A 26,170-nucleotide genomic window follows, 5' to 3' on the forward strand; every position below is an offset into this window, starting at 1 on the left:
CGAAAGGAGAAAAAAATGAAAAAAACACTTGCTTTTGCTTTTTGTTTACTGGGAATCATCGGTTTGAGTGGTTGTAGTAGTCAGTCAAGTGTTGGTGTTGTCGCAAATGCAGAGGAAGAAGCAACGATCACTTTACGTTTTGCTTATGCCAGCAATAGTCAGCCAGTCATTGATGCAATGAACAAATTTGGAGAGTTAGTAGAAGAAAAAACAGCTGGCTCAGTCAAAGTAAAATATTTTCCTGATGGTCAATTGGGAGGAGAACGTGAATTGATCGAACTGACGCAATCAGGGGCGATTGATTTTACGAAAGTCAGTGCTTCTGCGTTAGAAAGTTTCTCTAAAGTCTATTCGATTTTTTCAGTTCCTTACTTGTTCAATGGTGAGCAACATTTCTTCGATGTTATGGAGAATGAAGCAATCATGCAACCAATCTATCAATCGACAACGGATTTAGGTTTTTCTGGACTCGCCTATTATGATTCAGGTCAACGTAGTTTTTACATGGTCGATGGACCGATCCATCTACTGGATGATCTAAAAGGGAAAAAAATCCGCGTGATGCAAAGTGAAACGGCCATTCGAATGGTGGAACTACTAGGTGGATCACCTGTACCGATGGGCAGTGACGAAGTATATACTTCGCTACAGTCAAACTTGATCAACGGATCAGAGAACAATGAATTTGTTTTGTATACAGCCGGGCATGGCGGTGTCGCAAAGTATTATTCCTATGATGAACATACACGAGTACCAGATATCATCATCATGAACGATGCGATCAAAGAACGTTTGACTGCGGAACAACAACAAGCAATCGAAGAAGCAGCAAAAGAATCAACGATTTTTGAAATCGAAGTATTCGCTCAAGCAATCGAAGAAGAAAAAAGAGTGGCAACGGAAGAATATAGCGTCCAGTTCAATGAAGTGGACAATACGCCATTTCGTGAAGCAGTCGCACCGTTGCATGATGAATTCAAAAATCATCCAGATTTTCAAACGCTGTACCGAATGATCCAAGAAGAAGGGGTGTAAACGATGAAAAAAGGAATCAGTCGGCTGTTAGAATTTCTAGGAGCATGTCTGTTGATTGGTATGATCATCATTGTCTTGTGGCAAATATTCTCGCGAACGATTTTGGGTAATCCAAATACTGTAACAGAAGAATTAGTGCGTTTTGGATTAGTCTGGTTTGCGATGCTATCTTCTGCTTATGTCGTTGGACAAAAAGGTCATTTAGCGGTCACTTTACTAAGTGAAAAATTAACTGGTAAGAAAGCCAATATATTGGAGATCATCGTTCAGTGTCTATTTTTAGCTTTTGCCGTAACGATCATGGTTTATGGTGGTTGGAATGCTGTCACCTTGACAATGGGCCAACTCTCACCTTCGTTAGGGATTCCGATGGGCTATGTCTATTTATCGGTGCCGGTCTCAGGTATTTTGCTCATTATCTACAGTTTGATCAATTTGATTGAAGCAATGAATAGGAAGTCTGTCGTTCAGGAAAAGGGATAGGAGGAATTTGATGGTTTTAGAAGCAGGTGCAATTTTATTTTTTGTTTTTGTCTTTTTGTTGTTTGTTGGCATGCCAATTGCAATTAGCATCGCTTTTTCATCGATGCTCACGTTGTTATTAGTGATACCTTTTGATGTAGCAGCATTTAGTTCCGCACAAAAAATGGTCGGTAGTATCAACAGTTTCTCACTGATTGCTATTCCGTTTTTCGTCTTTTCAGGAATTATCATGAACCATGGAGGGATCGCCAAGAAGTTAGTTGATTTTGCCATGTTGTTTGTTGGACGGATTCCAGGCTCTTTAGCACATACGAATGTTTTAGGAAATGCGTTGTTCGGTTCGATCTCTAGTTCGGCGATTGCTGCTTCAACAGCGATTGGTGGAGTATTGATCCCACAACAAGTAGAGGAAGGTTATGATCGTAAATTTGCGACAGCAGTCAACATTGCTTCGGCACCTACAGGAATGGTGATTCCACCAAGTACTGCGTTCATCATGTACTCTTTAGTTGCTGGAGGTGCTTCAATCTCCGCATTATTCATGGGGGGCTATTTAGTCGGTGCCCTTTGGTCGTTAGGGATCATGGCGGTTGCATTTGTGGTTGCGAAAAAAAATAAGTACCCGACAGTACAGAAAGGGCAAGGGAAGCAAGTTGGTAAAGTGTTAAAAGAAGCAGTCCCAAGCTTAGCTTTGATCGTAATCATCATCGGTGGTATTTTGACTGGGGTCTTTACAGCTATCGAAGCATCAGCGATTGCAGTTTTGTATTCCTTGTTGATTTCTTTGTTCTACTATAAGACAGTGAAACTGAAAGACATACCAAAAATGTTGATCCAATCCGTCGCGATGTCGGGGACGATCATGTTTTTACTGGCGACTTCTTCCATGATGTCGTTTGCTATGGCATTTACAGGGATACCGCAAGCAATCAGCAGTCTGATCATTGGGGTCACTGATAATCGCTTCATTATTTTATTATTGATAAATATTATTTTGCTACTTGTTGGGATGTTTATGGATGTCGCTCCGGCTATTTTGATTTTTACTCCGATATTCTTACCTATCGCAACAAGTGTTGGAGTCGATCCTGTGCATTATGGGTTATTTTCAATCATGAATCTTTGTGTCGGATCCATTACTCCACCGGTTGGCACAGGTCTTTATGTAGGCGCAAGTGTCGGTGGCGTGAAAGCAGAATCGATGTTGAAGCCGTTGTTACCATTTTATGGCATCATATTAGCTGTTTTGTTTTTGATTACGTATTTTCCACAAATCGTGATGTGGTTACCGGATCTTTTAGGATAAAGGAGAATCGATGATGAAACTAAATCTAGTTGCTAGAGGACATGATTTGACCCATGTACGAAACGTAGATGACCTAGCAAAAAAAGCAAGCGGACAAGAAATTTCTACGCTACAATTAGCATTAAGTCGATCTTTTCCTGTTCTCGCGTCTAATGGACATGCAATCAATCCCGGCATGGGGCATTATATAAAACAGTCTTTAGCAAAAGAAGGAGTAAGCGTCGGTATCTTGAGCTGTTATATCAACATGATCCATCCTGATCTATCTGTTCGGAAAACAGTACTGAGACAATTTGAACGGTATCTCCAATATGCTGCTAGTTTTGGGGCGACGATGGTCGCAACCGAGACGGGGAGCGTGAGTGAAGCGGGTTATACAGAAGAGAACTTTTCAGATGAAGCCTTCTTACAGATCGTTGAAGCTATTGACCAATTAGTGCGGGCTGGAGAAAAGCATCGAATGATGGTAGGGATCGAACCAGGATTGAATCATCCGTTGTATTCAGTTGATCGTGTAGCAGAGTTAGTTGTAACAATCGATTCGGATTATCTAGGCATCATTTTAGACCCGACCAATTTGATCACTGCAGAAAGTCATCACCAACAAGTCGGATTAGTTGAAGAAGCCTTTGAACGTTTTGGAGAAAAAATTTGCGGATTACATCTAAAAGACTACCTCTTTTCTGATGAAGGGAAGATTATCCCGGCTGATTTAGGTACGGGACTGATTGATTATGAAGCAATCGTAAACATCGCGCAGAAGCATCGTCCGTATCTTTATATCGTTTTAGAAGAAACAAAAGACGATGCGCTAAAGCACGCTGTCTCGATACTGAATCACGTTATTAGATAAGAAAACGAAGGAATGTGCATTTGCTCACTATTGATCAATGCGAAAGGGGAGATAGGATGGAGAAAAAACACATCAATGGAAAAGAAGTCAACACGATGATCTCTGATCAATATGAGATTTATCACGTGAAAGATATCGTTAGCCAAAATAAAACGGTTTATCATCATCATGACTTCTATGAGATTCATGCTACTTTAGAAGGAGAAGCCATTTTTTATTTAGATGGTCGCCAATTTACGATCGAATCAGGAAATGTCTTATTGATCCACTCTAGAGATCTTCATCGGATCGTCCGACAATCAACCGACATATTTGAGCGGGTCTACATGTTTATCACTCCAGCCTTCTTGGAAAGTCGTTCCACTAAATGGTCCAATCTATCCGCCTGTTTTTGGCCGATCGGTGAACGCCGAAGCCGGATATTACATATCGAACCACAAGTATTAAAAGAAAAACTTTCTTTTATCGATCAAACGTTGGATCGTAAAGATTATGGGACAGATATTCGTTATGAACAAGCGCTAGTCGAATATTTGATTTTTCTCAATCGTATGGTACAGGTCGAAGAACATATTTCGGAAGAACATTTCACTGTGCCGAATGAACGGTTAGAAAAAATGCTCCAATTTGTCGCAAAGAATTTGAGTGAGCCCCTCTCCCTCAAACAAATGGAAAAAGAATTTTTCATCAGTAAATATCACGTGACTCGCGAATTCAAAAAACATACTGGTTTTACCTTTCATCAATACGTGATGAAGAAAAAACTACTTTATTCAAAACAATTATTAAGAGAGTATGGCAGCTCAAGTTCCGTTTATAGTAAATGTGGTTTCGCTTCTTATCCTCATTATTTACGTGCATTCAAAACCGAATTTGGCGTAACTCCCAAAGAATTTTTGAAAAAAGATCTGGCAGGAGAGTTTGTTCATTATACGCATTATGAAGAAGAAAACAAAGATTCCTTTTAAATTATCGTTCTTTCAGATATAATTTCCTATATAGAAATAGGAGAGTGGAATATGGAAAATAAAAAACCTTATGGGACCGTTTTAATCAAAGCTTCGCGTATTTTAGATTATCTAGCAGAACATCCAGACGCTTCATTACAAGAAATTGCAAAAGGGATCGACATGACGTCATCTACTACATTAAAAATTTTAGATACGTTATCCATGATTGGTTATGTAAATAAAAATCAAGAAAAAAATTATCGTTTAGGTGGGAAACTGGTCCGATATGCAAACAAAAATATTGATCAAATCGATTTGGTGGAGCGTACTTTACCATTCTTGGAAAAATTACAGCAAATAATTGATGAAACGATTCATCTAGGTATTTTAGACAACAACGAGATTCTCTATGTCAATAAGTTGGACCCTAAAAATCAAACGATCCGCATGTCTTCAAAAATCGGTATTACCAGACCTTTATATAGTTCAGCAATGGGAAAAGCCGTCTTAGCGCATTTTACGGAAGAGCAATATCAACAGTATATCGAACAATGTCCTCTGATTCCATTTACTGAATATACGATTACCAATCCATTAAAACTAAAAAAAGAGATCCAGCAAGTCAAACAAACAAAAGTTGCTTTCGATGATGAAGAAGTCGAAAAAGATATCTTTTGCATCGGTACCTCTTTAGTTCATGAGAACCAAGTGGTTGGAGCATTCAGTGTCAGTATGCCGAAGTATCGATTGAGTGAAGAAATCAAGAATCAAATCATTCAAACGATCCTGCAAACGAAAGAAGAAATCGAAAAAACTTTTGAAAAAAGCTAAAAAGCGTTTGCAATATTTTCTTCCTGCCGTATAATGAAGATATAAATTTCTTTATTGTAAAATATAATTTCCAAATGAGAAATGGGTGGGAAGATGAAAAAAATGGATATCTTATCTCGTTTGAAACAAGCGGGAGTTATTGCAGTCGTACGAGGAGCAACAAATGAAGAAGCGCTGAATGCTTGTCACGCGATTATCAAAGGCGGACTAACAGGCATTGAATTGACCTTTACCGTGCCACAAGCAGATCGAGTAATCAAAGAACTAGTAGAAACCTACAAAGACCAACAGGATGTGGTAATCGGTGCAGGGACCGTGTTGGATGCTATTACTGCGCGTTTAGCGATTTTAGCAGGTGCTGAGTATATCGTCAGCCCCTGTTTTGATCAGGAAACCGCAGAACTATGCAATTTATACCAAATCCCTTATTTGCCAGGATGTATGACGATCGATGAAATCAAAACAGCGCTAAAAAGTGGCGTAGACATCGTCAAACTATTTCCTGGAAGTGCTTTCGGTCCAAGTATCATCTCTGCATTCAAAGCGCCGATGCCCCATGTCAATATCATGCCTACTGGTGGGGTCAGTTTAGAAAACATGCAAGAATGGTTTGAGGCAGGCGTGATCACTGTTGGTATTGGTGGGAACTTGTTGGCACCAGCAGCTCATGGAGATTTTGAGGAAGTGACAAAAGTCGCACAAAAATATGCGGCAAAAATGAAAGAAATTACGAGGTAACCGCTGATGGGAAGAGTAGTGACACTTGGAGAAATCATGTTACGTTTATCGACACAACAAGGATATCGGTTACAAGACAGTGATCATTTTTGCGCGCATTATGGCGGTGGGGAAGCGAATGTCGCGATCTCATTAGCCAATTATGGACATACGGTTTCGTTCATGTCAAAAGTCCCAGAACATTCACTGGGTCTGGCAGTCGAAAAACATTTACGAAGCTATGGAGTAGATACTCGTCTACTGCTAAAAGGCGGCCCTCGGCTCGGCACATATTATATGGAAACAGGCATCGGCGAACGTGCGGCTTCAGTCATTTATGATCGTGCCGGTTCCAGTTTCGCGGTGATGGATGGCTTGGAATGGTCATTAGAGGACTGTTTCAAGGGAGTCGATCTCTTCCATGTTTCAGGAATCACGCCGGCATTAACAGAAAATTGGCGATGGCTGACAAAAGAACTTATGGAAGCAGCCAAACAAGCAGGCTGTCAAATCAGTTTTGATATCAATTATCGGGGCAAGCTGTGGACACAACAAGAAGCGGGTAAAGTGTTAGAACAATTATTACCACTCGTGGATATTTGTTCAGCGGGTGAGATGGATGCGCTTTATTTGTTAGGGATAGCAAAAGCACCTGAAACGACAGTAAATCCACTTATCTATTATTACGAAAAAATGCAAGAAAGATTTCCCAACATCCAAACGTTTTACTCAACCAAACGTACGGTGCATTCAGCAAGTGAAAATGATCTACAAGGTACCTTATGGATGAATGGTCAATATTTTGAATCACCAGTTCACCAAATCACTTCGATCGTTGATCGTGTGGGTGGAGGAGATGCATTTGCTGGAGGATTGCTTCATGGAATTTTAGCAGAGATGGAACCACAAACAATCATTGATTTTGCGACAGCAGCCTCTGTGTTGAAACACACGATCCATGGAGATTGCAATCAATTCAATCAAGCAGAAGTTGCTAGTTTTATTACTAGCGATTCTGGAAAAATCATTCGATAAAGGAGAATCTATCAACATGCAAGAAATGGAAACACGTTATACACATAGCCCAGAGGATATTCGTCATTATTCAACAGAACAATTGAGAAATGAATTTTTAGTAGAGAAAGTATTTGTTCCAGGAAAAATCAGTCTTACTTATACACACAATGATCGTATGATCTTCGGCGGCGTAACACCAACCACTAGTCCATTAGAAATCAAACTAGATAAAGAACTAGGTGTTACTTATTTCTTAGAACGTCGCGAGCTTGGTGTTATCAACATTGGCGGACCTGGATTGATTGAAATCGATGGCAAAAAAGAAGAAATGAAGAAACAAGATGGCTATTACATCGGTAAAGAAACGGAGCATGTAGTCTTTTCCTCTGTAGATCCAGAAAATCCTGCAAAATTTTATATTAGTTCTGTGCCAGCACATCATAAATATCCAAATGTAAAAATCAGCATCGATCAAGTGAAGCCAATGGAAACCGGCGAAGGTGTCACATTGAATGAGCGTAAAATCTACCAATATATCCATCCAAACGTATGTGAAAGCTGTCAATTGCAGATGGGTTATACCATTTTAGAACCGGGTAGTTCTTGGAACACGATGCCTTGTCATACACATGAACGCCGGATGGAAGCTTATGTTTATTTTGATTATGCAAATGAAGATACTCGGGTGTTCCATATGATGGGTAAACCAGATGAAACAAAACATTTAGTTGTAGATAATGAACAAGCCGTGATTTCACCGAGTTGGTCGATCCACTCAGGTGTTGGTACAAGTAACTATTCCTTTATCTGGGCAATGTGCGGTGAAAATATCACGTACACAGATATGGACATGGTAGCAATGGATCAATTGAAATAAGAAAGGAAGATAAAAATGTCATTCAAGATGGATATGTTTCGCTTAGACAATAAAGTCGCTTTAATCACCGGTGCGGTATACGGAATCGGTTTTGAGATCGCTCGCTCATTAGCAGAAGCTGGAGCAACGATCGTCTTCAATAATTTAACTCAGGAATCAGTAGATGAAGGAATTGCCAACTACAAAGAAATTGGCATCGAAGCAAAAGGCTATGTTTGTGACGTGACGGATGAGTCAGCAGTACAAGCAATGGTCAAACAAATCAAATCAGAAGTTGGTCCAATCGATATTTTGGTCAACAATGCAGGAATCATCAAACGGACACCGATGATCGAAATGGATGCGGCAGATTTCCGTCAAGTTATCGACGTGGACCTAAATGCACCGTTTATCATGTCGAAAGCAGTTATCCCTGATATGATTGAAAAAGGTGGCGGGAAAATCATCAATATTTGTTCAATGATGAGTGAGCTTGGCCGTGAGACAGTAAGTGCCTATGCTGCTGCTAAAGGCGGATTGAAAATGTTGACGAAAAACATTGCTTCAGAATATGGACAATACAACATCCAATGTAATGGGATCGGACCAGGTTACATTGCGACTCCGCAAACAGCACCTTTAAGAGAAACACAAGGAAACGGGGAGCGTCATCCATTTGACCAATTTATCGTTGGGCGTACACCAGCCGCTCGTTGGGGCGCCCCGATCGACTTAGCTGGCCCATCTGTCTTCCTAGCATCACGTGCCTCTGATTTTGTTAACGGACATATCTTGTATGTAGATGGCGGTATCTTAGCTTATATTGGAAAACAACCATAATAAACAAAAAATGGCGAGTGCATACGATGCACTCGTCATTTTTATTTGCGTCGACCATATTTTGATATTGGGATGTCTCTGGCTTCACACCATTCTTTGACAGGGCCAGACAAAATCAAGGATTGTTTTGTTAAATCACTTGTTTTTGTTGCACCGACCATGGCATAGAGCATTCGTAGTTCTTCTTGCCACTGTGCCATAAGAGCAATCGTCTCCTCGATCCCGTGTGTCATGTAGTGCGTCAAGATTGTTCCGGAAATCCCTACAGCATTCGCACCAAGGCACAACGCTTTAAAGATATCATAAGCATTTCGTATGCCACCCGAAGCGATGATTTCGGCAGCTGTATTTGCTTCATTTGCTTCAAGTAAGGAGGACACAGTGGATTGCCCCCAATCCGTCAAATACGCCAATTCACGTTTTTTACGGCGAGCATTTTCGATTTGTGTGAAGCTCGTACCGCTACGCCCGCTGATATCAATCGTCTTGATACCTAGTTCAGATAATTCAATGATGGTCTCCCTTGTCATCCCAAAGCCCACTTCTTTTACGATTACTGGTACATCAAGGGTTTGTTGGATTTCTGTAATCAGTTCTTTCCATTGCGAAAAATCGCGATCTCCTTCAGGCATGACTAATTCTTGTGGTGCATTTAAATGGATCTGTAACGCATCCGCTTGGAAGAGCTGTACGGCTTCTTGGGCACGTGAGACGGAGGTGCCAGCACCAACATTCGCTAAAATCTTCCCTTCGGGATAGACATCGCGCATCACCGTATAAGAATCTGACAAGGAAGGATCTTTCAAGGCAGCACTGACAGAACCGGTAGCAACCATCAATCCAGCACTTTTAGCAATCTGTGCAAGGTCATGATTGATCTTTTTTGTTTTTTCGCTACCGCCAGTCATGGCATTGATATAGAAAGGACTAGAAAGAGTAAAACCTGCAACTTCAGTCTGCAAAGACACTTCATCAACCTTGCTTTGTGGAAGTGGCCGATGGACAAGTCGAACGAAGTCAAATTCATTTAGCTGTTTGTTGTGAAATGCTTTGGCTAATGATACATGTTCATCTTTTCGATTCATAATTTGGCCTCTTTCTGTTGATGGTAGACATGTAATGGAAGCGGGGTGATCTCAGCTTCTTCCCAAGCACTCATTAATGGAAGGATACCTGATTTTTGGTCGACGATCACGATGCCACAATCCCCACCCCCAGCGCCAGAAGATTTCGCCGCGCCTTCGAATTGTTCAGCTAAACAACATAGTTTATTTAATGCCGGTGTTTCAATCAACACGCCAGTGATGGCAGACAGATCACGCAATAATTCACGATTTTTACGAATCATTTCTTGGATCAAAGCCACGTCGTTTTCTTTAAAACCTTTGATCATCGTGTTGACGCAAAGCGTACTATCTTCAAGGAATTGTTGATACGCCGCCATTTTATCTTCACGAGAGCGATGTACTTGGTCCACTAAGTCGGAAGTAGAGGCAGGACTACCAGTCCAACCAATCAATAAACGGAGATCTTCCGGAGTGTGTAAGGATTCAATAGATAAACCAGGCCAATCGAGCGCTAATAATTCACTGATCGTTTTACTTGATTCTTGTTCTTTGAGCCATTGGTGGTCAAAAGTGGAGAAGGCGATCCAACCACTATAACAGCTAGCCGCAATATCGCCACAAGAACCATTGTCTTGGACAGCTAGATTAGCTAAAGCTGCAATTTTAAATATCTCAAGCTGAGATAAATGCAGTGCGTAAAATTGGTTCAATGCTCGAACAGTCGCTACCGCTACTGCGCCACTAGAACCTAGTCCATACTTTCTGCCATTTGAGCTATCTAATTCACTGGTTACCTTCAAATCATAAAATGAAAGAAGAATATTTTTTTCCTGTGCATATTTCTCAGTTAAACGTATAGCAGCAAGGATATAATGGAACGGGTTTTCACGGATATCTAGAACGAGTTCGCCTTTTCGTCTTGTCCAACGCACAGGCATCTCGCTATATTGTGCAGATTGGATACTCCCTACTTTCCGAGCAGCTTCTACTGTTACTGTGACGAATTGATCGACTGCCACGATAATTGCAGGATGCCCCGTTTCGACAACTGCGTATTCTCCAGCGATATAAAGTTTTCCAGGTGCAGATACTTCAACCATAACAATCTCCCTTTATTCAATAATCGTGATTCCTTGCCCAGCATGAGCAAGAATCACTTGCTGACGGCTAAATAATTCAATGAATTTTTCTTGAACTGCCGTTTGATTTTTCTTTTCAACTAACACTTTGACATTTGGCCCCGCATCCATGGTGAAATAGCAAGGGATTCCTGAAGCACGTAGTTCACGAACTGCTTGCATCGCCTTCAGACTATCCGGAGACCAGTAGGTGAAGGGTGGATTAGCCGCTAACGTGGTGCCGTGCATTTTTAACCCATTTCGCTCCATGATTTCACCCATTCTTTGGAACGATTTTTCAGCGATTGCTTGTTTCAGCTCCCGTAGATCTGTTTCGACTGAATCAAGCCACCCTTGATAAAAATGCGAAGTTTCCACTGTTCGACGCATCCCATCACGACTAGATACATCTTTTTGTTGATCATTGATCAATACAAATACCATGGCGAGTTCGTCTTCAAATCCATTAGAAGAGATTTGTTGCGCATATGAAGTTTGGTCATCATGCCCTTTTTCCCATTCCACGAAGCCACCAAAAATACTACGACAAGCAGAGCCAGAGCCGCGACGAGCCAATCTGGACAAGGCTTGTTTATCCAATTCGAGTCCTAGGGCTTCATTACAGGCGCCAGCTAACGCAGCTAGACCGCTTGCAGAGGAAGCTAACCCTGCGGCTGTTGGAACAAAGTTATGGCTGATCACTTTTGCGCGTTTGTTGGTATTCGCTTGTATGCGTACAAGATCAAGGAAGTGACTGATTTTTTTGGTGGCTGCTTCTGTTTGTAATTCATGATCTAAATAAAACAGATCATCTGTGAACGAATCTGAAAAAATCACTTCGGTTTCTGTATAGAAAGCATCGAGTGTGAGAGATAAACTGTTGTTCATCGGAAGAATCAATTCTTCATTTTTTTTGCCCCAATATTTGATCAAGGCGATATTTGTATAAGCACGGGCTTTACTACTAAGCATAGGTATGTACTCCTAATCCTTGAATCCAAGTTTCAGCTGCGCCTGCTTGTATTAGTGCGTGGCTGATTTCTTGAGCTTCTGTTTTTGTTTGTGCTAAGGCAATCATACATCCACCACGTCCGCCACCGGTCAATTTTGCACCTAAAGCGCCAGCAGCAAGTGCGGTAGCGATCAGAGTATCTAAAAAGTCATTACTGATCGTCAAACTTTTTAGAATGCGCTGGGCATCATTCATTGCTTCAGCTAGTTTTTCTGGTGAATTGTCGATAATTGCTTTTTTAGCTTGTTTCGTCAAGTATCCTAGTTGTTGGATTTTTTGTCCAGTTTTCTGCGCATCTTTCTCAAAAAGGTGTGCGACATCTTTCACCGCTGCACGTGTTTGTCCTTTGATTCCCGTATCAGCGACAATCAAGAAAGCATCGACATTCAACGCAAAATAATCAAAAGGATGGCCTTTTGTAAAATAAATCGGTTCGAATCCACTTGTTGCGGCAGCATCGATTCCACTGGGGTTTCCATGTGCGATTTTTTCAGAAACTTGCACATGTGCCAATAATTGTTCTCGTGATAATGGCAACTCATAGGCGGAATAAAAAGCTCGTGTGATCGCAGTGGCTACGGCTGCACTGGAACCCATCCCACGTTCTGCAGGGATGGTGCTGTCAATCGTTAAACGCAAGGTGTCTTGCACATGGTAGTGAGTTTTCAGACCAGCAATCAGCTGTTTGATATTATTCAACGCATGTGGTGCATCATGTAAATTTCCTATATAGTAGGAAGAAATAAGTTGATCTTTATTGAATGATTGGAGTGCTTCAAGTGTAGCTGTTACTTTTGTTGCATAAAACGGAAAGGCAATGGCAGGCTCGCCGTAAACGACAGCATGCTCACCCATTAAAATCAGTTTTCCACTCGATTCCCCTTGGCCATGAATTGCCATAATACAACTCCTTCTTTTCCTCTAAGAGTAGCTTTTTAACAAAAAATAAAGCGCCTATTACTATGTGCGCAATGTTTGTCCAAAAAAACAGTCCTTCTTTATTTTACTAAAACCAGTCAAGAAGTAAAATAAAGAATACGATTTCTCGATAAAAAACGTGATTTTCTTAATAAAATTTTGATTTTTCATAGGAAAGAATCTTGTTGATTTCGTTTGACACCACAAGATATTGGGGTTATATTTAGAAATATGAGAAAAAAACACTGTATTTAGTGGGAGAAGTGAGCTGGAGGGAAATGAGTGTGATTGTTTTAGCAGGAACGATAGGAGCAGGGAAATCAAGCTTAACAAAAATGATTGCTGACCATTTTAAGAGTCAGGCATTTTACGAATCAATCGATGACAACGAAGTATTGCCTTTGTTTTATGCAAACCCTGAACAATATGCGTTTTTATTGCAAATTTATTTTTTGAATAAGCGATTTGCAAGCATCAAGCAAGCGATGCAAGAGGATAACAATGTGTTAGATCGTTCGATCTATGAAGATTCATTATTATTTCATTTAAATGCAGATCTTGGTCGAGCGACAGCAACAGAAGTCCAAGTCTACGATGAATTATTGACGAACATGATGGAAGAATTGCCCTATGCGGCATCGAAAAAACATCCCGATCTATTGGTTCATATTCGCGTATCTTTTTCAACCATGTTAGAACGGATCGAAAAAAGAGGACGGGCATATGAGCAACTTTCTTTTGATCCTAGTCTCTATGAGTATTATCAAGAATTGAATCGCCGTTATGATGAATGGTATGAAGCTTATAGTGAAAGTCCTAAGCTTCAAATCGACGGGGACTGCTTGAACTTTGTGGAAGATGAAGCAGCTAGAGTGCAAGTGTTACAAATGATTGAAGAAAAACTAACGGAGATCCGCGAAGAAATCAGCGTATAAAAAAATGTTCTGACTTAAATGGAACTTTGAATTGTCCAAATAAAAAATCACAAAAAAGAGGCAACCACAAATGAGTGATTGCCTCTTGCTTATTTCAATCGCTGTTTAGTCGAACAAAGGGGAGTGAGTGATTTATTTAGGATAGAATAATGAGTGAGCAATTCCTGGTGCCCAGTTTGTATCACCGTAGTTCAAGTGAGACTGCCAAGTAATGTAAGTCACACCGTTGTGTACAACTTCTTCACCGGCTGTATAAGACACAGGTGAGAAGAAGCTTCCTACTGTCCATTGACGTCCAGTAACGACTTCACCGCCACCGTTTTCATCGCGATCAGTTGTGATTGTTAATGTGTTACTTGCATCTGAAACATCGCCTTCATTGCTGATTGCGCGAATGACAAATGAGTATTGCGTTTCAGGAGTTAGACCTTCTACTTCAAAAACAGTTTCAGCAGTTGAACCAATCAACTCGCCATTACGGAAGATATCATACTGTTTGATTCCTTTCGAGTGTGTTGAAGCTCCCCACATCAATGAAACGCTTGAGCTTGTTTGACCCATTGAATGTAAGTTTCTAGGTGCAGTCGGTTTTTCTTCTGCCGTTTCAGATAAAGTTGTTACAGATAAAGATGTTCTTTCAGAAACTAATCCTGTTTGGCCTACTGCCTCGATTTCGTATGTGTATGTAGTTTCCGCAGTTAAGTTTTGATCGCTGAAATCTGGTGAAGCTGTATTTCCTAATAATTGACCGTCACGGTAAACGTTGAATGATGAAGCATTTGCTTGTCCATCCCAAGTCAATTGAACAGTTGAAGAAGTCACGTCAGTTGCACGAACATTACGTGGTGCTGTAGGTGCTACTGGAATTACCGAGTCACCTTTCAAGTTTACGTCGATTACTTGATAGAATGCCATTGCTGTATCGTGGACATCCCAAACAGCTAAAACAACATGGTAACCAAGACGGTCGCTAGGAATATTCACTGAGTGTGATGGGTTGGTTGCAGCTTGAGCGCCACCATGGTTGATCGTTGTTAACAATTCAAAATCGCTACGATTTAATTGATCATTTGGATTCCAATCAGCTTTTGTGATGTAGTAATGCCATTTAGTTGTAGGGTGAGTTGCGGTATAGCGCCAAGTGAATGTGTTAGGACCTGTGTTTAAGTCTTGTTTTGTCCACATTGTCGCAGTTTGACGGTCCAAGTTGAAGTTGTTTCCAACAGCACCGCCTGCAGAAGCGATTTGTCCGTCAGCAGGACCTGCTGATGGAAATCCTTTTGGCGCTTCTAAAGATTGTGGTTCATAAATCACAGGACCGTATTTTGCTAATGCTGCATCATGATTGATTGAGCGATCGCGGCTTCCTTGGTATGAACGACTGATCGGTGATTGTACATAACCGTGAGCTGAAGTGTCTTGTCCTCCAATAGATAAACCTACTCCTACTAAAACGCTAGAGCATAGAACTGTTGCTAAAATTTGTTTTTTCATGTTTCCCTCCATAGATAAAATGATAATTTAGATAACTAATAAGGTCGATGAGTATGACTCGTTCGATGTGCTTCGTTGTTATCTTTATGTAATACTATCAGAGAATTTTACTATTGAATAATCTGTTTATACCAGATATTAGGTAAATTTGGGACTTGACACCAAATTGGAAAATAATTATTGGAAATATGAATAAATATTGCTTTTAGAGATGTTTTTGTTGTGTTTTTTATTGATTATTTGTTTTTTTATTCTGTATATAAAAAATAACAAACAATTTTTTTCTAAATGAGGAAGCTTAGCTGATCATTCATAGTTGTTTTTTCATGGTTATTCACATATATACCTTTTCGTTGATTGTTTTAATCTCTTTTTATGGATGCAACCAGCAATTTTTTGCGCTTAGATTATGTTAGGCGTGTTTCACCTAATTATCGAAAAAAACGATTTAGAATCTCGTTAATTTAGATACAAGAATTTCGAGGTTGTTAAATAAATATCTCAAGCAATTCTCTCTATTTTTATGTAAATAAGATTTAGGCAACGTATATCAAAAGATGAGTTTCGTAATTAGTGTTATCTGAAATTAAGGTTAAAAAAAGAAGAGTTACGAATTAGTTTATAACGATGTGCAGGTGAAAACATAGTAGGAACATAGAAAATAAGATGTGCTGTAACGTTGTTTTTAAGGTTTTCAGCAACTTTTTTGGAATGAAGAAATGAATGATTTGATCAGATTTTATTTTTATTCTTTTAAAACGAAAGAAACAAAACGATATAAAACGTAAATGAGGTAGTAGCAAAGGAGGCACGTATTCGATTGGTGAGAAGCAGAGCAACAAAAATGTCCAATTGCTGAGTTGCATGAGATGAATCACCGCTATGAGCAAATAGAAAAAAGTGGAAAAATGATTGACAAAAAGAAATGGATTTGGTATGATAATTAAGTTGAGAAATAAAAGCAGAAGCACCCGCTTCTCGCCTTAGTTGATGCAGTCACTGGGCTAGATAGTTTTCATCTATATGTAGTATAGGTGGAGTACGTGCGGGTTCTATCAAAAGAACTCGTTTTTTTATTGCCGTTCATTCGGTAAGCTTTTCTTTCTCTCATAATATTTGGAGGTGAATGACCATAGCAAAGGATATGATGGTTAACGACGGCATTCGTGCACGTGAATTACGATTGATCGGTTCAGATGGTGAGCAATTAGGAGTTAAGTCAAAAGCAGAAGCATTGCAAATTGCAGAACAATCAAACTTGGATCTTGTGTTAGTTGCTCCAGGTGCGAAACCACCAGTAGCGCGAATCATGGACTACGGAAAATACCGTTTCGAGCAACAAAAGAAAGACCGCGAAGCGCGTAAAAAACAAAAAGTGATCAATGTAAAAGAAGTTCGTTTAAGTCCAACAATTGATTTGAATGACTTCAATACAAAACTTCGTAATGCACGTAAGTTCTTAGAGAAAGGCGATAAAGTGAAAGCTTCTATCCGTTTCAAAGGCCGTGCCATTACCCACAAAGAAATTGGTCAAAAAGTCTTGGATCGCTTAGCTGAAGAAACTGCTGATATTGCAACAGTGGAACAAAAAGCGAAAATGGACGGACGCAGCATGTTCTTGACGCTGGCACCGAAAAACGACAGTAAGTAATTTGAATGACTAACTGATTGTTGGACAGTCAATAGTCGGATAACGAAAGATTTTGAGGAGGAAATATAGTCATGCCAAAACAAAAAACACACCGCGGATCAGCAAAACGTTTCAAACGTACTGGTAAAGGCGGATTGAAACGCTTCCGTGCGTTTACAAGTCACCGTTTCCACGGCAAAACTAAAAAACAACGCCGTCAATTACGTAAAGCGCGCATGGTTTCTAGTGGCGATTTCAAACGTATTCGTCAACAACTAGCAAAAATGAAATAAGAACGTAAAATAACTGAAATTTAAAGATTTATTTTTATTAGGAGGAATTATACATGGCACGTGTAAAAGGTGGAACAGTAACTCGTAAACGTCGCAAAAAAATGCTGAAATTAGCAAAAGGTTACTACGGTTCAAAACACACTTTATTTAAAACAGCAAAAGAACAAGTAATGAATTCATACAACTACGCATATCGCGATCGTCGTCAAAAGAAACGCGACTTCCGCAAATTGTGGATCGCTCGTATCAACGCAGCGGCTCGTATGAATGGCTTAAGCTACTCAAAATTGATGCACGGTTTGAAATTAGCTGAAATCGACATCAACCGCAAAATGTTAGCTGACTTGGCTGTCCATGATGCAGCAGCATTTACTGCATTAGCTGACCAAGCAAAAGACGCTTTAGCTAAATAAGCAACTAGCGTAAAACCCACCTTTATTGTGTGGGTTTTTTATTTTGTTTCGGAAATTGTCCTAACATATTTGTACTCTCCTTGTATCTATCAAATAGTAAAAGACTTTTCTTTTTTTCAGCTGTGGGATCTTCATTATTGTATGATTTGATTTTAATACTAAATTTTAATTAGGATTTATCTTGAATAATCCAGTGGTTTTGATAAATTCCTTGTAGAATCAAGTAAAAAGATTCGCGTAGATTTGTTCCTGTTGATTCCTCGTAAATTTTCTTTATTGTCAATAAATATTACTTTCATGGTAAATTACATTTTTATTTAAAGGTATAAAAGGATTTTGATATCAATATAAAAAAATGATGAATAGTATAATTTGATTCGAGGGCATCCAATGATTTGAAATCTTGTAATAATGTTATAATAATATCCATAAGTAATCACTTAAATAACTGTTGGAAGGGAAGAACAAAATGAATCGAATAATCGATAGTATCTGTAAGCATAAAAAGATGATTGTGATAGTTTCTGTTTACGTAGTCATGGTCATCTTGAATTTTTTAACGCCATTGATTGCAGATGATATTGAATACATGTACAAAACAACCAGTTTTTCAACTATTCTCCATGACGAATATATGCAATATATGAATTGGACAGGTCGGTCAGTGGTCCATATCATTGCGCGTTTATTTTTATTGATGCCAAAAATCGTATTCAATTTTATGAATCCATTGATTTATGTTTTACTAACCATTTTGATCTATAAAATATCAACTAAAGATAATGAGAATTTTTATGTGTTTAAATATTTAATAATCAATTTGTTGATTTGGCTATTTGTCCCAACTTTCGGACAAACGATCTTATGGGAGACTGGAGCTTCGAATTATCTATGGGGTGGCATCATCATTATTAGTTTCCTTTCTATGTATCACCGCTATTATACAAAAGGTCGAGAACTACCATTCAGTCAACCATTGCAAATTATTATTATGACAGTTTTAGGGATACTTGCCGGATGGTGTAATGAAAATACATCTGGTGGAGCGATTCTTGTTGTTTTAGGATATATCTATTTTATCTATAAAGAGAAAAGACCGATCAAGGTATGGTTGCTTTCAGGTTTAGGTGGAGCAATCTTTGGATTATTAATGATGGTTGCGGCTCCTGGGAATGCGATACGAGCTACGTACTTTGACCGTAGTACATGGTCATTTGCTCGTAAGTTATATACTGGTGTTTTTGGGATTACACGAACTCTTTATGAAAACAGTTTGCAATTATTTGTTTTAGCGGCTATTTTAATTGCATTAGGTATTATTTTTAACCATCATAAAAACTGGTTCCGACTTTCATATTTATATATTCTTGCCGGACTAGCAACTATCTATGTGTTATCTCTTTCTCCAACTGGACTTAACTGGGGGCGGTCATTCTTTGGTGGCGCATTGTATATTATTATTGCGATGTTAATCGAATGGCCAAACAAATTAACGAAGACAATAGCTGGAAATTTTTATAGTGTGATCAGCTCAATTCTCATTGTTCAATTTTTATTTTCCTTTGTCTTAGGTGTGCAAGGGATCGTTCAGTCTTATCGTGATATCAACGAACAATATAGGTATGTAGAGAACCAGAAAAAGCAAGGGAATCTAAATCCTTTGATCGCTGATTTCAATGCAAATGAAGGGATGCCCTATCCAGCATATTCTAGCGCACTGTCACACGTTGGAGCGAACATAGACTCTCAGATCAACCGTTCAAATGCTAAATATTTTGGCTTAGAGACGATTCGATTGGTTTCTAAAAATGCTTGGAATTCGATTTATAAAAATGGTGATCCAACGTTGATGAATATTTGGGATTATCAGGAATATCTAAAAGAATTAGAAGACTCAGATTATACAGTTCTGATTGCTGGTTCAGGCAAGTCCCAACAAATGAGTGAAGCTTTAGCAGTGAAAATAGCAAAACTTTTACCGGATCTTGATTTACAGAAGTTTACTCATAATTGGAATTTTACTGGTATTCGTCAAGAGAATCAGACTCCTATTCTTTCGCAAAATGAAAATTATAATGAAGTTAATCAAAAACTTACTGATAAGAACATCTCAATGCTTTCTAGTTTTACGCCTTATGAGGAGCAACAATTTTCTAGAATTAAAATCGACGGCGTCGAGGTATCAAGAAATAAAACAGGTGTCAACATTATTGTGCTATCCAAAAACGGTCAGATCATGGATGCGGTAAACATCGCTTCAAATGAACAAGGAGTGACCGTTTCAAGATAAATATAAGATTCGAAGCAAAATACATCTAAGCTTGCTTAGATGTGTTTTTTTATATCTATCAAACTTCAATAAAATTTCTGTTATGTACAAATAAATTGAAATAACCAAATAGATAAAGTGCATGATATTTTTTTGAAAAGAAAGGTGACCATAGCTCATTTTTTATCTTAGATAATGAATCTGTGTATATAGTTATCTGACTGAAATGTTTTTTGAAAAGACATTTCAGTAGCTCGTAATGAATCTTTTTTAATCATATGTACTTATTCTGTCGTTAACATTTAATGAAAGCGATTTCTCTGTAAGGTAGAATGAATCAACTGATATATCAGTGAGATGAAATAGAATGGAGTGAGTCTATGAGCGAAATGATTATTGGCATGTTGTTGATTTTGTCGTTCTTTTTTATGGTTTGGTATTGTGTCAAAGGACTTAATTTGATGGTTGGTTTAGCGATCATGGCGACAATTTGGATGGGATTGGCGCTGATTGGTAATTTTTTCTCACCGAATGCCGCAATGGAAGGACAGTCAGTCATTGATGTGTTGACCCATGTATATGCTACTGGTCCAGCGGAATATGCGAAATCGATTTTAGTGAATGTATTTTTTGGTGCTTTTTTTGGACGAGTATTGGTAGATAGTGGGATAGCAGCTACATTGATTCGAAAAGTCGTAGAGCTGGGCGGTGATAAACCGCGGATCACGATGAGCCTTTTATGTCTTGTAACGTCAATTATTTTTATGTCGATGACTGGGATTGGCCCAGTGATTTCAATTGCGGTGATCGTTTTACCGATTTTGATGTCGTTAGGAATTGCTGCACCTGTTGCTCTATTTGCATTCATGGGTTCGATTATGGCAGGGATCTTTGCAAATATTGTCAATTTCAAGCAATACCAAACGATCTATGCAGGGTTTAATGCTGCGGCTGAAAATTATACATACAATGATTACTTTCAAATCGGAATGATTGGCATGATCGTAAGTTTAGTGATCGTTCTACTTGTAGCTAATATATCAATGAACCCAAAGAAACGCTATGCAATGGCAGCTGAACTTCCGCGAGAAGGTGGGGAAGCGCCAATGATTTCTTGGTTGACAGTCGTTATCCCTGTGTTGGGAGTAGTGTTATTAGAAATTCCGATTATTCTTGGTTTCATGTTGGCAGGGATCTGGGCGTTGCTGTTTACTGGGAAATTACGTGGTGGATACAAGGATATCTGCCGACAATTCGCAAAATTATTTACAGATGGAGCAACAGATGTAGCACCGATGGTTGGCTTTTTGATGACTTTAGCAATGTTCAATAATTCGGCGGTATATGCTTCTTCTTATTTCTCTGCGATTTTGGGAGACTTTATTCCCCAGACACCTGTTGTGTTGGCAATTGCCTTTGCATGGTTGACGCCTCTAGGTTTTTTCCGTGGTCCGTTGAGTCTAGTCGGTTCGGGATCAGCGATTTTGGCAGTCGTTTTAGCAGTTAATCCGACAATGCCCGTGGCCTTCTTATTTCCGCTATTTGCGACGACGACCATTGCGCCACAGCATTTAGATATCACGCAATCCTGGATCGCATGGGGATTAGGGTATACAAAGGTTTCCTCTCGTGAATTCATGAAAAAATCGATTCCGACAGGGTGGGCGATCGGTGTGATCGTCTGTATCTTGACGTTGATCCTTTATGGTAATTTTCGATAGATATAGCAAGTAAAAAATTTGGAGGATGCAAAATGAAACGTGCAGTAAGAATGGGCATTGATGTAGGCGGTACCCATACAAAAGCAGTCGCAATCGACAATGCGACACATGAAATCATCGGTAAATCATCTGTTAAAACAACGCATCACCATCCAGAGGGTGTAGCTGCAGGGGTCGTACAATCGTTCCAAAATTGTTTGCAAGAAAATCAGATCAGCCCCGAGGATGTTGTTTTTGTCGCGCATTCTACAACTCAAGCAACGAATGCCTTGATTGAAGGAGATGTGGCAAAAGTAGGAGTGATCGGAATGGCTAAGGGAGGGTTCGAAGGTTTTTTGGCAAAAAGACAAACTCGATTAGCACCGATTGATTTAGGGAATAATCGAAAAATAGACATTGCAAATGTGTTCTTGCCAATCAAACAATTGACAAATGAACGAGTGTTAGAGACGATTGCTACACTTAAAAAAGAACAGGCGGAAGTTTTAGTTTCTTCCATGGCTTTTGGCGTAGATAATAGTGAACCAGAACAAGTCATCTATTCACTTGCTTCGGAACAAGGGATACCAACAACGATGGCTTCTGAAATCACAAAGCTTTATGGTTTGACGAGACGCACACGAACGGCAGCGATCAATGCCTCGATTTTGCCTAAAATGTTAGAAACAGCGACATTAACTGAACGTTCCGTTCGAGCTGCCGGTGTCAATGTTTCTTTGATGATTATGCGTGGTGATGGTGGTGTAATGGAAATTGCTGAAATGAAGAAGCGACCAGTATTAACGATGCTTTCAGGTCCAGCTGCCTCTGTCATGGGTTCTTTGATGTATTTACGTGCCTCGAATGGTGTGTATTTTGAAGTCGGAGGGACAACGACAAATATTGGTGTTATTAGAAATGGGCGCCCAGCCATCGATTACTCAGTGGTCGGCGGTCATGCGACCTATATTTCATCGTTAGATGTTCGTGTCTTAGGTGTGGCTGGTGGTTCAATGGTTCGGGCAGATCGCACAGGGATCCTTGACGTGGGACCACGTTCAGCCCATATTGCTGGATTGGATTATGCTGTATTCACACCGATTGAAAAAATCGATCAACCGAAAATCGTTTTTTTCTCACCCATTGAGGGAGATCCGGCTGATTATGTCAAAGTGATTTTGGCAGACGGAAAAGAGGTCACTATTACCAATACATGTGCAGCAAATGTTCTTGGGCTTGTCCAAGAAGAACACTTTTCTTATGGTGATCCACAAGCCGCAAGAAAAGCCATAGAAGCTTTAGCAGCTTATTGTCAGACTTCTGTGGAAGATATCGCTGAGCAAATCATGGCAAAAGCTTATGCCAAAATCGAACCAGTGATTTTGGAACTGGCAGAAAAATATCAATTGGAAAAAGAGCAAATCTCCTTGGTTGGGGTAGGAGGTGGAGCAGCGTCCTTGATTACTTATTTTAGTCAGAACATGGGTGTTAAGTATTCAATACCAGAAAATGCGGAAGTGATCTCATCTATCGGTGTGGCATTAGCGATGGTGAGAGATGTGGTGGAACGGATCATTCCTTCTCCAAGTAAAGAAGAGATTCGAGGATTGAAAAATGAAGCGATGAATAAAGCAATCGAATCTGGCGCTACACCAGAATCGATAGAAGTCCATGTTGAAATTGATCCACAGACGTCGAAAGTGACGGCAATTGCTACAGGTTCAACGGAAGTCAAAGCGACTGATTTAACAAAGCAGATCAGTGAAACAGAGGCGTTGACATTAGCTGCAGAAGATTTACGGATGTCTCTCAAAGATGTTCGTTTATTAGCGAATACTGACTACTTCTATGTGGTTGGGGAAAATAGTCCAGAACATTCAATCGGCGCATTACGGATCATCAACCAAAAAGGATTCATCAAAGTTCAAAGAGGGTATGCAAAATGTCTGAAAACTACAGCTGAACAGTATCTCTCCGCTGTCCAACAATTATGGGAAGAACTTGCGGTCTATCAGACTGAGCTGATTGCTCGACCGGAATTTTATCTATGTATCGGCGCGCGTGTCGCAGATTTTTCAGCGACAGAATTTGAACAACTACAACTCTTGATGGAGTTAGAAATCGCGATGTTGGATCCAGCGGAAGAAGTGATCGTGATTGCGGGAAATATCAAGCAAAAGTAAACTAGATGAGTTGATTTTAGAATTAATGACGATTTCTGATCAACAGTGGTGTGATTATCAATTTAAACGAGAGATTTTAGTAGGGAAACTCTCACTTTCTGAGCAACGAGCGTGGGGAGAACTGGCGAGACAATGTGGAGAAAGGTTAGCAGAAGTGATTTATCGAAAGTACCGTACAAAAAATATTCATGCGCTTTGTCGTACATTAAATGTCGCTATCTCCTATGGAGAAACAGCATGGCGGGATGATCGTTTGACACTCGCCACTTACGATGAAACAACGGGAATCTGTTTAATGACAGAACCAATCCAGAAGTTTGAACAGGAAAAGATCACTGCTCTCCCACTGGAACAAGTGGCTTCTTTGATTTTAGCTCATGAATTATATCATCATCTTGAAACATGCGATCCTACATTGTATACCCAACAGAAAACTGTAGAACTATGGCGATTTTTTGGGTATCGTCATCAGTCTAAGATCCGAACATTGAGTGAGATTGCAGCGATGAGCTTTTCGGAGAAGTTGAATAACGTAGGATTTTCACCATATGTGTTAGAAGTCGCTATGATTTGGCCGTATGATCCCCTATTCTGTGAGCGACTTGTTCAGTCATTGTAAATCTATTTGAATAAGGCAAAAGAAGGCGCAAACGTTCCTAAAAATTGCGGAGCGTTCCGCCTCTTTTGAATCATCCTTCAGAGGATGCTTCAAAATAATTCGGATAATGAAGGATCACTTGTTCTTGTTCCTCAATGATCATATGGAGGTGAAGGTTACAAAGAAAGCCCACTTCATCAAGTGCGTGTTCTTTCATGGCTCTCAATAAGATTTGATGTTCATCTAATACACGGCCCCAATCTAATTCAGAAATCGTCAAACGCAACCAACGGAAACGATCTAAGTGAGTGCTATAGCTTTCAAGCCAAGGCCATATTTCTTCTTTCCCCGCGACTTTGTAACACATTTGGTGAAAGGCTTTATCCAAAAGAAAAAAGGTTTTTTTGTCTTGTGCCAAGATGGCTTGATCCGTCTGTTCTAAAATCATCTCCAAACGTTGCTGAGCGGTATCGTTCATTTTAGCACTGCACTCTTGTAAAATTGGTTGTTCTAATTTTTCTCGCATGTAACGTGCCAAGTCTGCGGAACGTATGTCGATTTTTGAGATATATGTACCGGATTGAGGAATTGTTTTGATCAATTCCTGATTTCTAAGTTGGATCAATGCTTCTCGAATCGGCGTGCGTCCAATCGTTAGTTGTTCTTCTAAGATTCTGTCGGAAATCTTACTCCCTGGAGCTAATTCAGAATAGATGATTTGTTGTCTGATGGATTCGTATGCTTGTTGTTGCAAATTGTTCCCCATAGAACACCCCTTTCAAAAAGTTATATCCAGTATAGCATATCCTTTACTGGGAACAGAATAAGGGAGGAAGCAATATGAACAGCGAACGGAAACACAAAAATAGAGCCGCAAACAATTGGTTTGTCGACTCTTTTCAATACATATCCATAGTGCGAACATCTCATCCTTTCACGAAAGCAACAGTCAATCTGGGCGAACTTCCTGTAGTTGTTTGACACGACCACCGATTTGATTGGCAAAGGTTTCTGATTCTTTTTTGTCTTTGAAGACAAGCAAGTTTTCCGGGTTTTTTTCACGTGTGCGACAGCCAGTTTTATCAATATAACCGTGTAGTACTTTCACGACATACATCATAATCACCTGCTTTTTTTCTTTCCATTATACAAATCGGGGGTTAAAAGGCAAGAATAAACACTTATTTTTTCTTTTCTTTTCTTTCTGTTGCAGAATCAGGGGCTGCGTCGATGTTTGCATAAGTTTTAAACAGACTATCCAAGCTAGGGTTGACACGGCTTAGTTTGACTAAACGTTGATTTTCTGCCAGTAAGAAACAGTGCTGGCTTGTACCGGTCGTCCGTAAACGCTGATCGTCTGTGTCGTAAATCTCATAACGGAAATTCAAGCGTGTGCCTGTGTAACTTTCAATAATCGGTTGGATCAAAATTTTGTCCCCATAACGGATCATCTCTTTGTATTCGCAACTTACACCTAGTACAGGGATGATGATGCCTTGTTCTTCTATTTTCTTGTAACTAAAATCCAAGTGTTCTAACAACGCAACACGTGCTTCTTCGAACCAGCGGATATAGTTGCTGTGGTGAATGATACCCATTTGATCGGTTTCATAATAAAAAGGCTCTCTAAGGTAGCCAGTATATTTTTCCAT

At 39.6% G+C, this 26,170-nt stretch carries 26 protein-coding genes and 1 other annotated feature; of the genes, 18 read left to right on the forward strand and 8 right to left on the reverse strand.

What is annotated here, in order from left to right; all coding sequences use genetic code 11:
* The first annotated feature begins 15 nt into the window (after positions 1 to 15).
* The 10 genes from CYK55_RS01375 (at position 16) to CYK55_RS01420 (ending at position 8,888) form a co-directional block, all read left to right on the forward strand.
* On the forward strand, positions 16 to 1,035 hold the full coding sequence (locus CYK55_RS01375; protein WP_126133822.1) for a TRAP transporter substrate-binding protein: 1,020 nt from the start codon (positions 16 to 18) through the stop codon (positions 1,033 to 1,035).
* Between the two features lie 3 nt (positions 1,036 to 1,038).
* The gene (locus CYK55_RS01380; protein ID WP_034689194.1) at positions 1,039 to 1,518 is read left to right on the forward strand and encodes a TRAP transporter small permease; all 480 of its coding nucleotides are present in this window, start codon (positions 1,039 to 1,041) and stop codon (positions 1,516 to 1,518) included.
* Positions 1,519 to 1,528: 10 nt separating this feature from the next.
* Positions 1,529 to 2,824 carry a TRAP transporter large permease gene (locus tag CYK55_RS01385; protein WP_034689193.1) on the forward strand — a complete coding sequence of 432 codons (1,296 nt, stop codon included), beginning with the start codon at positions 1,529 to 1,531 and terminating at the stop codon, positions 2,822 to 2,824.
* A 10-nt stretch (positions 2,825 to 2,834) separates the two neighbouring features.
* Entirely contained in the window at positions 2,835 to 3,677 is an 843-nt protein-coding gene (locus CYK55_RS01390) for a sugar phosphate isomerase/epimerase family protein (RefSeq protein WP_080693160.1), read from the forward strand.
* A gap of 56 nt (positions 3,678 to 3,733) precedes the next feature.
* On the forward strand, positions 3,734 to 4,645 hold the full coding sequence (locus CYK55_RS01395) for an AraC family transcriptional regulator (RefSeq protein WP_034689190.1): 912 nt from the start codon (positions 3,734 to 3,736) through the stop codon (positions 4,643 to 4,645).
* A 51-nt stretch (positions 4,646 to 4,696) separates the two neighbouring features.
* Positions 4,697 to 5,458: an IclR family transcriptional regulator gene (locus tag CYK55_RS01400; protein ID WP_034689189.1), complete on the forward strand. Its 762-nt coding sequence runs from the start codon at positions 4,697 to 4,699 to the stop codon at positions 5,456 to 5,458.
* Between the two features lie 93 nt (positions 5,459 to 5,551).
* The gene (locus tag CYK55_RS01405; protein WP_034689186.1) at positions 5,552 to 6,196 is read left to right on the forward strand and encodes a bifunctional 4-hydroxy-2-oxoglutarate aldolase/2-dehydro-3-deoxy-phosphogluconate aldolase; all 645 of its coding nucleotides are present in this window, start codon (positions 5,552 to 5,554) and stop codon (positions 6,194 to 6,196) included.
* 6 nt (positions 6,197 to 6,202) lie between these two features.
* Positions 6,203 to 7,210: a sugar kinase gene (locus CYK55_RS01410; protein WP_126133823.1), complete on the forward strand. Its 1,008-nt coding sequence runs from the start codon at positions 6,203 to 6,205 to the stop codon at positions 7,208 to 7,210.
* Between the two features lie 16 nt (positions 7,211 to 7,226).
* Positions 7,227 to 8,069, forward strand: coding sequence for a 5-dehydro-4-deoxy-D-glucuronate isomerase (gene kduI, locus CYK55_RS01415; protein ID WP_164546234.1), 843 nt, complete (start codon positions 7,227 to 7,229; stop codon positions 8,067 to 8,069).
* Positions 8,070 to 8,084: 15 nt separating this feature from the next.
* The gene (locus tag CYK55_RS01420) at positions 8,085 to 8,888 is read left to right on the forward strand and encodes a gluconate 5-dehydrogenase (protein WP_034689180.1); all 804 of its coding nucleotides are present in this window, start codon (positions 8,085 to 8,087) and stop codon (positions 8,886 to 8,888) included.
* Between the two features lie 41 nt (positions 8,889 to 8,929).
* On the opposite strand, the gene fni is transcribed toward CYK55_RS01420, so the two are convergent.
* Genes fni through mvk form a run of 4 tightly spaced genes read right to left on the reverse strand, consistent with a single transcriptional unit; the run spans position 8,930 to position 12,985 of the window.
* Positions 8,930 to 9,973 carry a type 2 isopentenyl-diphosphate Delta-isomerase gene (fni, locus tag CYK55_RS01425; protein WP_034689178.1) on the reverse strand — a complete coding sequence of 348 codons (1,044 nt, stop codon included), beginning with the start codon at positions 9,971 to 9,973 and terminating at the stop codon, positions 8,930 to 8,932.
* On the reverse strand, positions 9,970 to 11,055 hold the full coding sequence (locus tag CYK55_RS01430) for a phosphomevalonate kinase (protein ID WP_034689176.1): 1,086 nt from the start codon (positions 11,053 to 11,055) through the stop codon (positions 9,970 to 9,972). Before CYK55_RS01430 ends, fni begins: the two co-directional genes overlap by 4 nt.
* Before the next feature lie 12 nt (positions 11,056 to 11,067).
* Positions 11,068 to 12,045, reverse strand: coding sequence for a diphosphomevalonate decarboxylase (gene mvaD / locus CYK55_RS01435; protein WP_034689174.1), 978 nt, complete (start codon positions 12,043 to 12,045; stop codon positions 11,068 to 11,070).
* Complete coding sequence (gene mvk, locus CYK55_RS01440; protein ID WP_034689171.1) at positions 12,038 to 12,985, reverse strand: mevalonate kinase; 948 nt, start codon at positions 12,983 to 12,985, stop codon at positions 12,038 to 12,040. Before mvk ends, mvaD begins: the two co-directional genes overlap by 8 nt.
* A 296-nt stretch (positions 12,986 to 13,281) precedes the next feature.
* Between mvk and CYK55_RS01445 the strand changes: the two genes are divergently transcribed.
* Positions 13,282 to 13,938 (forward strand): deoxynucleoside kinase, encoded by a 657-nt coding sequence (locus tag CYK55_RS01445; RefSeq protein ID WP_126133824.1) that lies wholly within the window; start codon positions 13,282 to 13,284, stop codon positions 13,936 to 13,938.
* Between the two features lie 132 nt (positions 13,939 to 14,070).
* Here the strand turns inward: CYK55_RS01445 and CYK55_RS01450 are convergent, their stop codons facing one another.
* Positions 14,071 to 15,432 (reverse strand): lytic polysaccharide monooxygenase, encoded by a 1,362-nt coding sequence (locus CYK55_RS01450; RefSeq protein ID WP_034689167.1) that lies wholly within the window; start codon positions 15,430 to 15,432, stop codon positions 14,071 to 14,073.
* Positions 15,433 to 16,385: 953 nt separating this feature from the next.
* Positions 16,386 to 16,515: a sequence feature (ribosomal protein L20 leader region), on the forward strand.
* A gap of 43 nt (positions 16,516 to 16,558) precedes the next feature.
* Here CYK55_RS01450 and infC point away from each other — a divergent pair.
* From infC to CYK55_RS01485, 7 genes are all read left to right on the forward strand, one after another.
* Positions 16,559 to 17,083 (forward strand): translation initiation factor IF-3, encoded by a 525-nt coding sequence (gene infC, locus CYK55_RS01455; RefSeq protein ID WP_010736567.1) that lies wholly within the window; start codon positions 16,559 to 16,561, stop codon positions 17,081 to 17,083.
* A gap of 71 nt (positions 17,084 to 17,154) precedes the next feature.
* The gene (gene rpmI, locus CYK55_RS01460) at positions 17,155 to 17,355 is read left to right on the forward strand and encodes a 50S ribosomal protein L35 (RefSeq protein ID WP_010736566.1); all 201 of its coding nucleotides are present in this window, start codon (positions 17,155 to 17,157) and stop codon (positions 17,353 to 17,355) included.
* Between the two features lie 53 nt (positions 17,356 to 17,408).
* On the forward strand, positions 17,409 to 17,768 hold the full coding sequence (rplT, locus tag CYK55_RS01465; RefSeq protein WP_019723984.1) for a 50S ribosomal protein L20: 360 nt from the start codon (positions 17,409 to 17,411) through the stop codon (positions 17,766 to 17,768).
* 469 nt (positions 17,769 to 18,237) lie between these two features.
* On the forward strand, positions 18,238 to 20,058 hold the full coding sequence (locus tag CYK55_RS01470; RefSeq protein WP_034689165.1) for a DUF3329 domain-containing protein: 1,821 nt from the start codon (positions 18,238 to 18,240) through the stop codon (positions 20,056 to 20,058).
* A 359-nt stretch (positions 20,059 to 20,417) separates the two neighbouring features.
* Complete coding sequence (locus CYK55_RS01475) at positions 20,418 to 21,758, forward strand: hypothetical protein (RefSeq protein ID WP_034689163.1); 1,341 nt, start codon at positions 20,418 to 20,420, stop codon at positions 21,756 to 21,758.
* 32 nt (positions 21,759 to 21,790) lie between these two features.
* The gene (locus CYK55_RS01480; protein WP_034689161.1) at positions 21,791 to 23,920 is read left to right on the forward strand and encodes a hydantoinase/oxoprolinase family protein; all 2,130 of its coding nucleotides are present in this window, start codon (positions 21,791 to 21,793) and stop codon (positions 23,918 to 23,920) included.
* Positions 23,895 to 24,539, forward strand: a complete 645-nt coding sequence (locus CYK55_RS01485) for a hypothetical protein (RefSeq protein ID WP_034689158.1) — start codon at positions 23,895 to 23,897, stop codon at positions 24,537 to 24,539. The genes CYK55_RS01480 and CYK55_RS01485 overlap by 26 nt, the downstream gene beginning before the upstream one ends.
* Positions 24,540 to 24,609: 70 nt before the next feature.
* Here CYK55_RS01485 and CYK55_RS01490 read toward each other — a convergent pair whose 3' ends face one another.
* From CYK55_RS01490 to CYK55_RS01495, 3 genes are all read right to left on the reverse strand, one after another.
* On the reverse strand, positions 24,610 to 25,284 hold the full coding sequence (locus tag CYK55_RS01490; RefSeq protein ID WP_126133825.1) for a GntR family transcriptional regulator: 675 nt from the start codon (positions 25,282 to 25,284) through the stop codon (positions 24,610 to 24,612).
* A 183-nt stretch (positions 25,285 to 25,467) separates the two neighbouring features.
* Positions 25,468 to 25,635, reverse strand: coding sequence for a hypothetical protein (locus CYK55_RS13410; RefSeq protein ID WP_019723404.1), 168 nt, complete (start codon positions 25,633 to 25,635; stop codon positions 25,468 to 25,470).
* 64 nt (positions 25,636 to 25,699) lie between these two features.
* The gene (locus CYK55_RS01495; protein WP_034689153.1) at positions 25,700 to 26,170 is read right to left on the reverse strand and encodes an acyl-CoA thioesterase; all 471 of its coding nucleotides are present in this window, start codon (positions 26,168 to 26,170) and stop codon (positions 25,700 to 25,702) included.

It is taken from the genome of Enterococcus mundtii (assembly GCF_003957375.1).
In the GTDB taxonomy this organism is placed as follows: Bacteria; Bacillota; Bacilli; order Lactobacillales; family Enterococcaceae; genus Enterococcus_B; species Enterococcus_B spodopteracolus.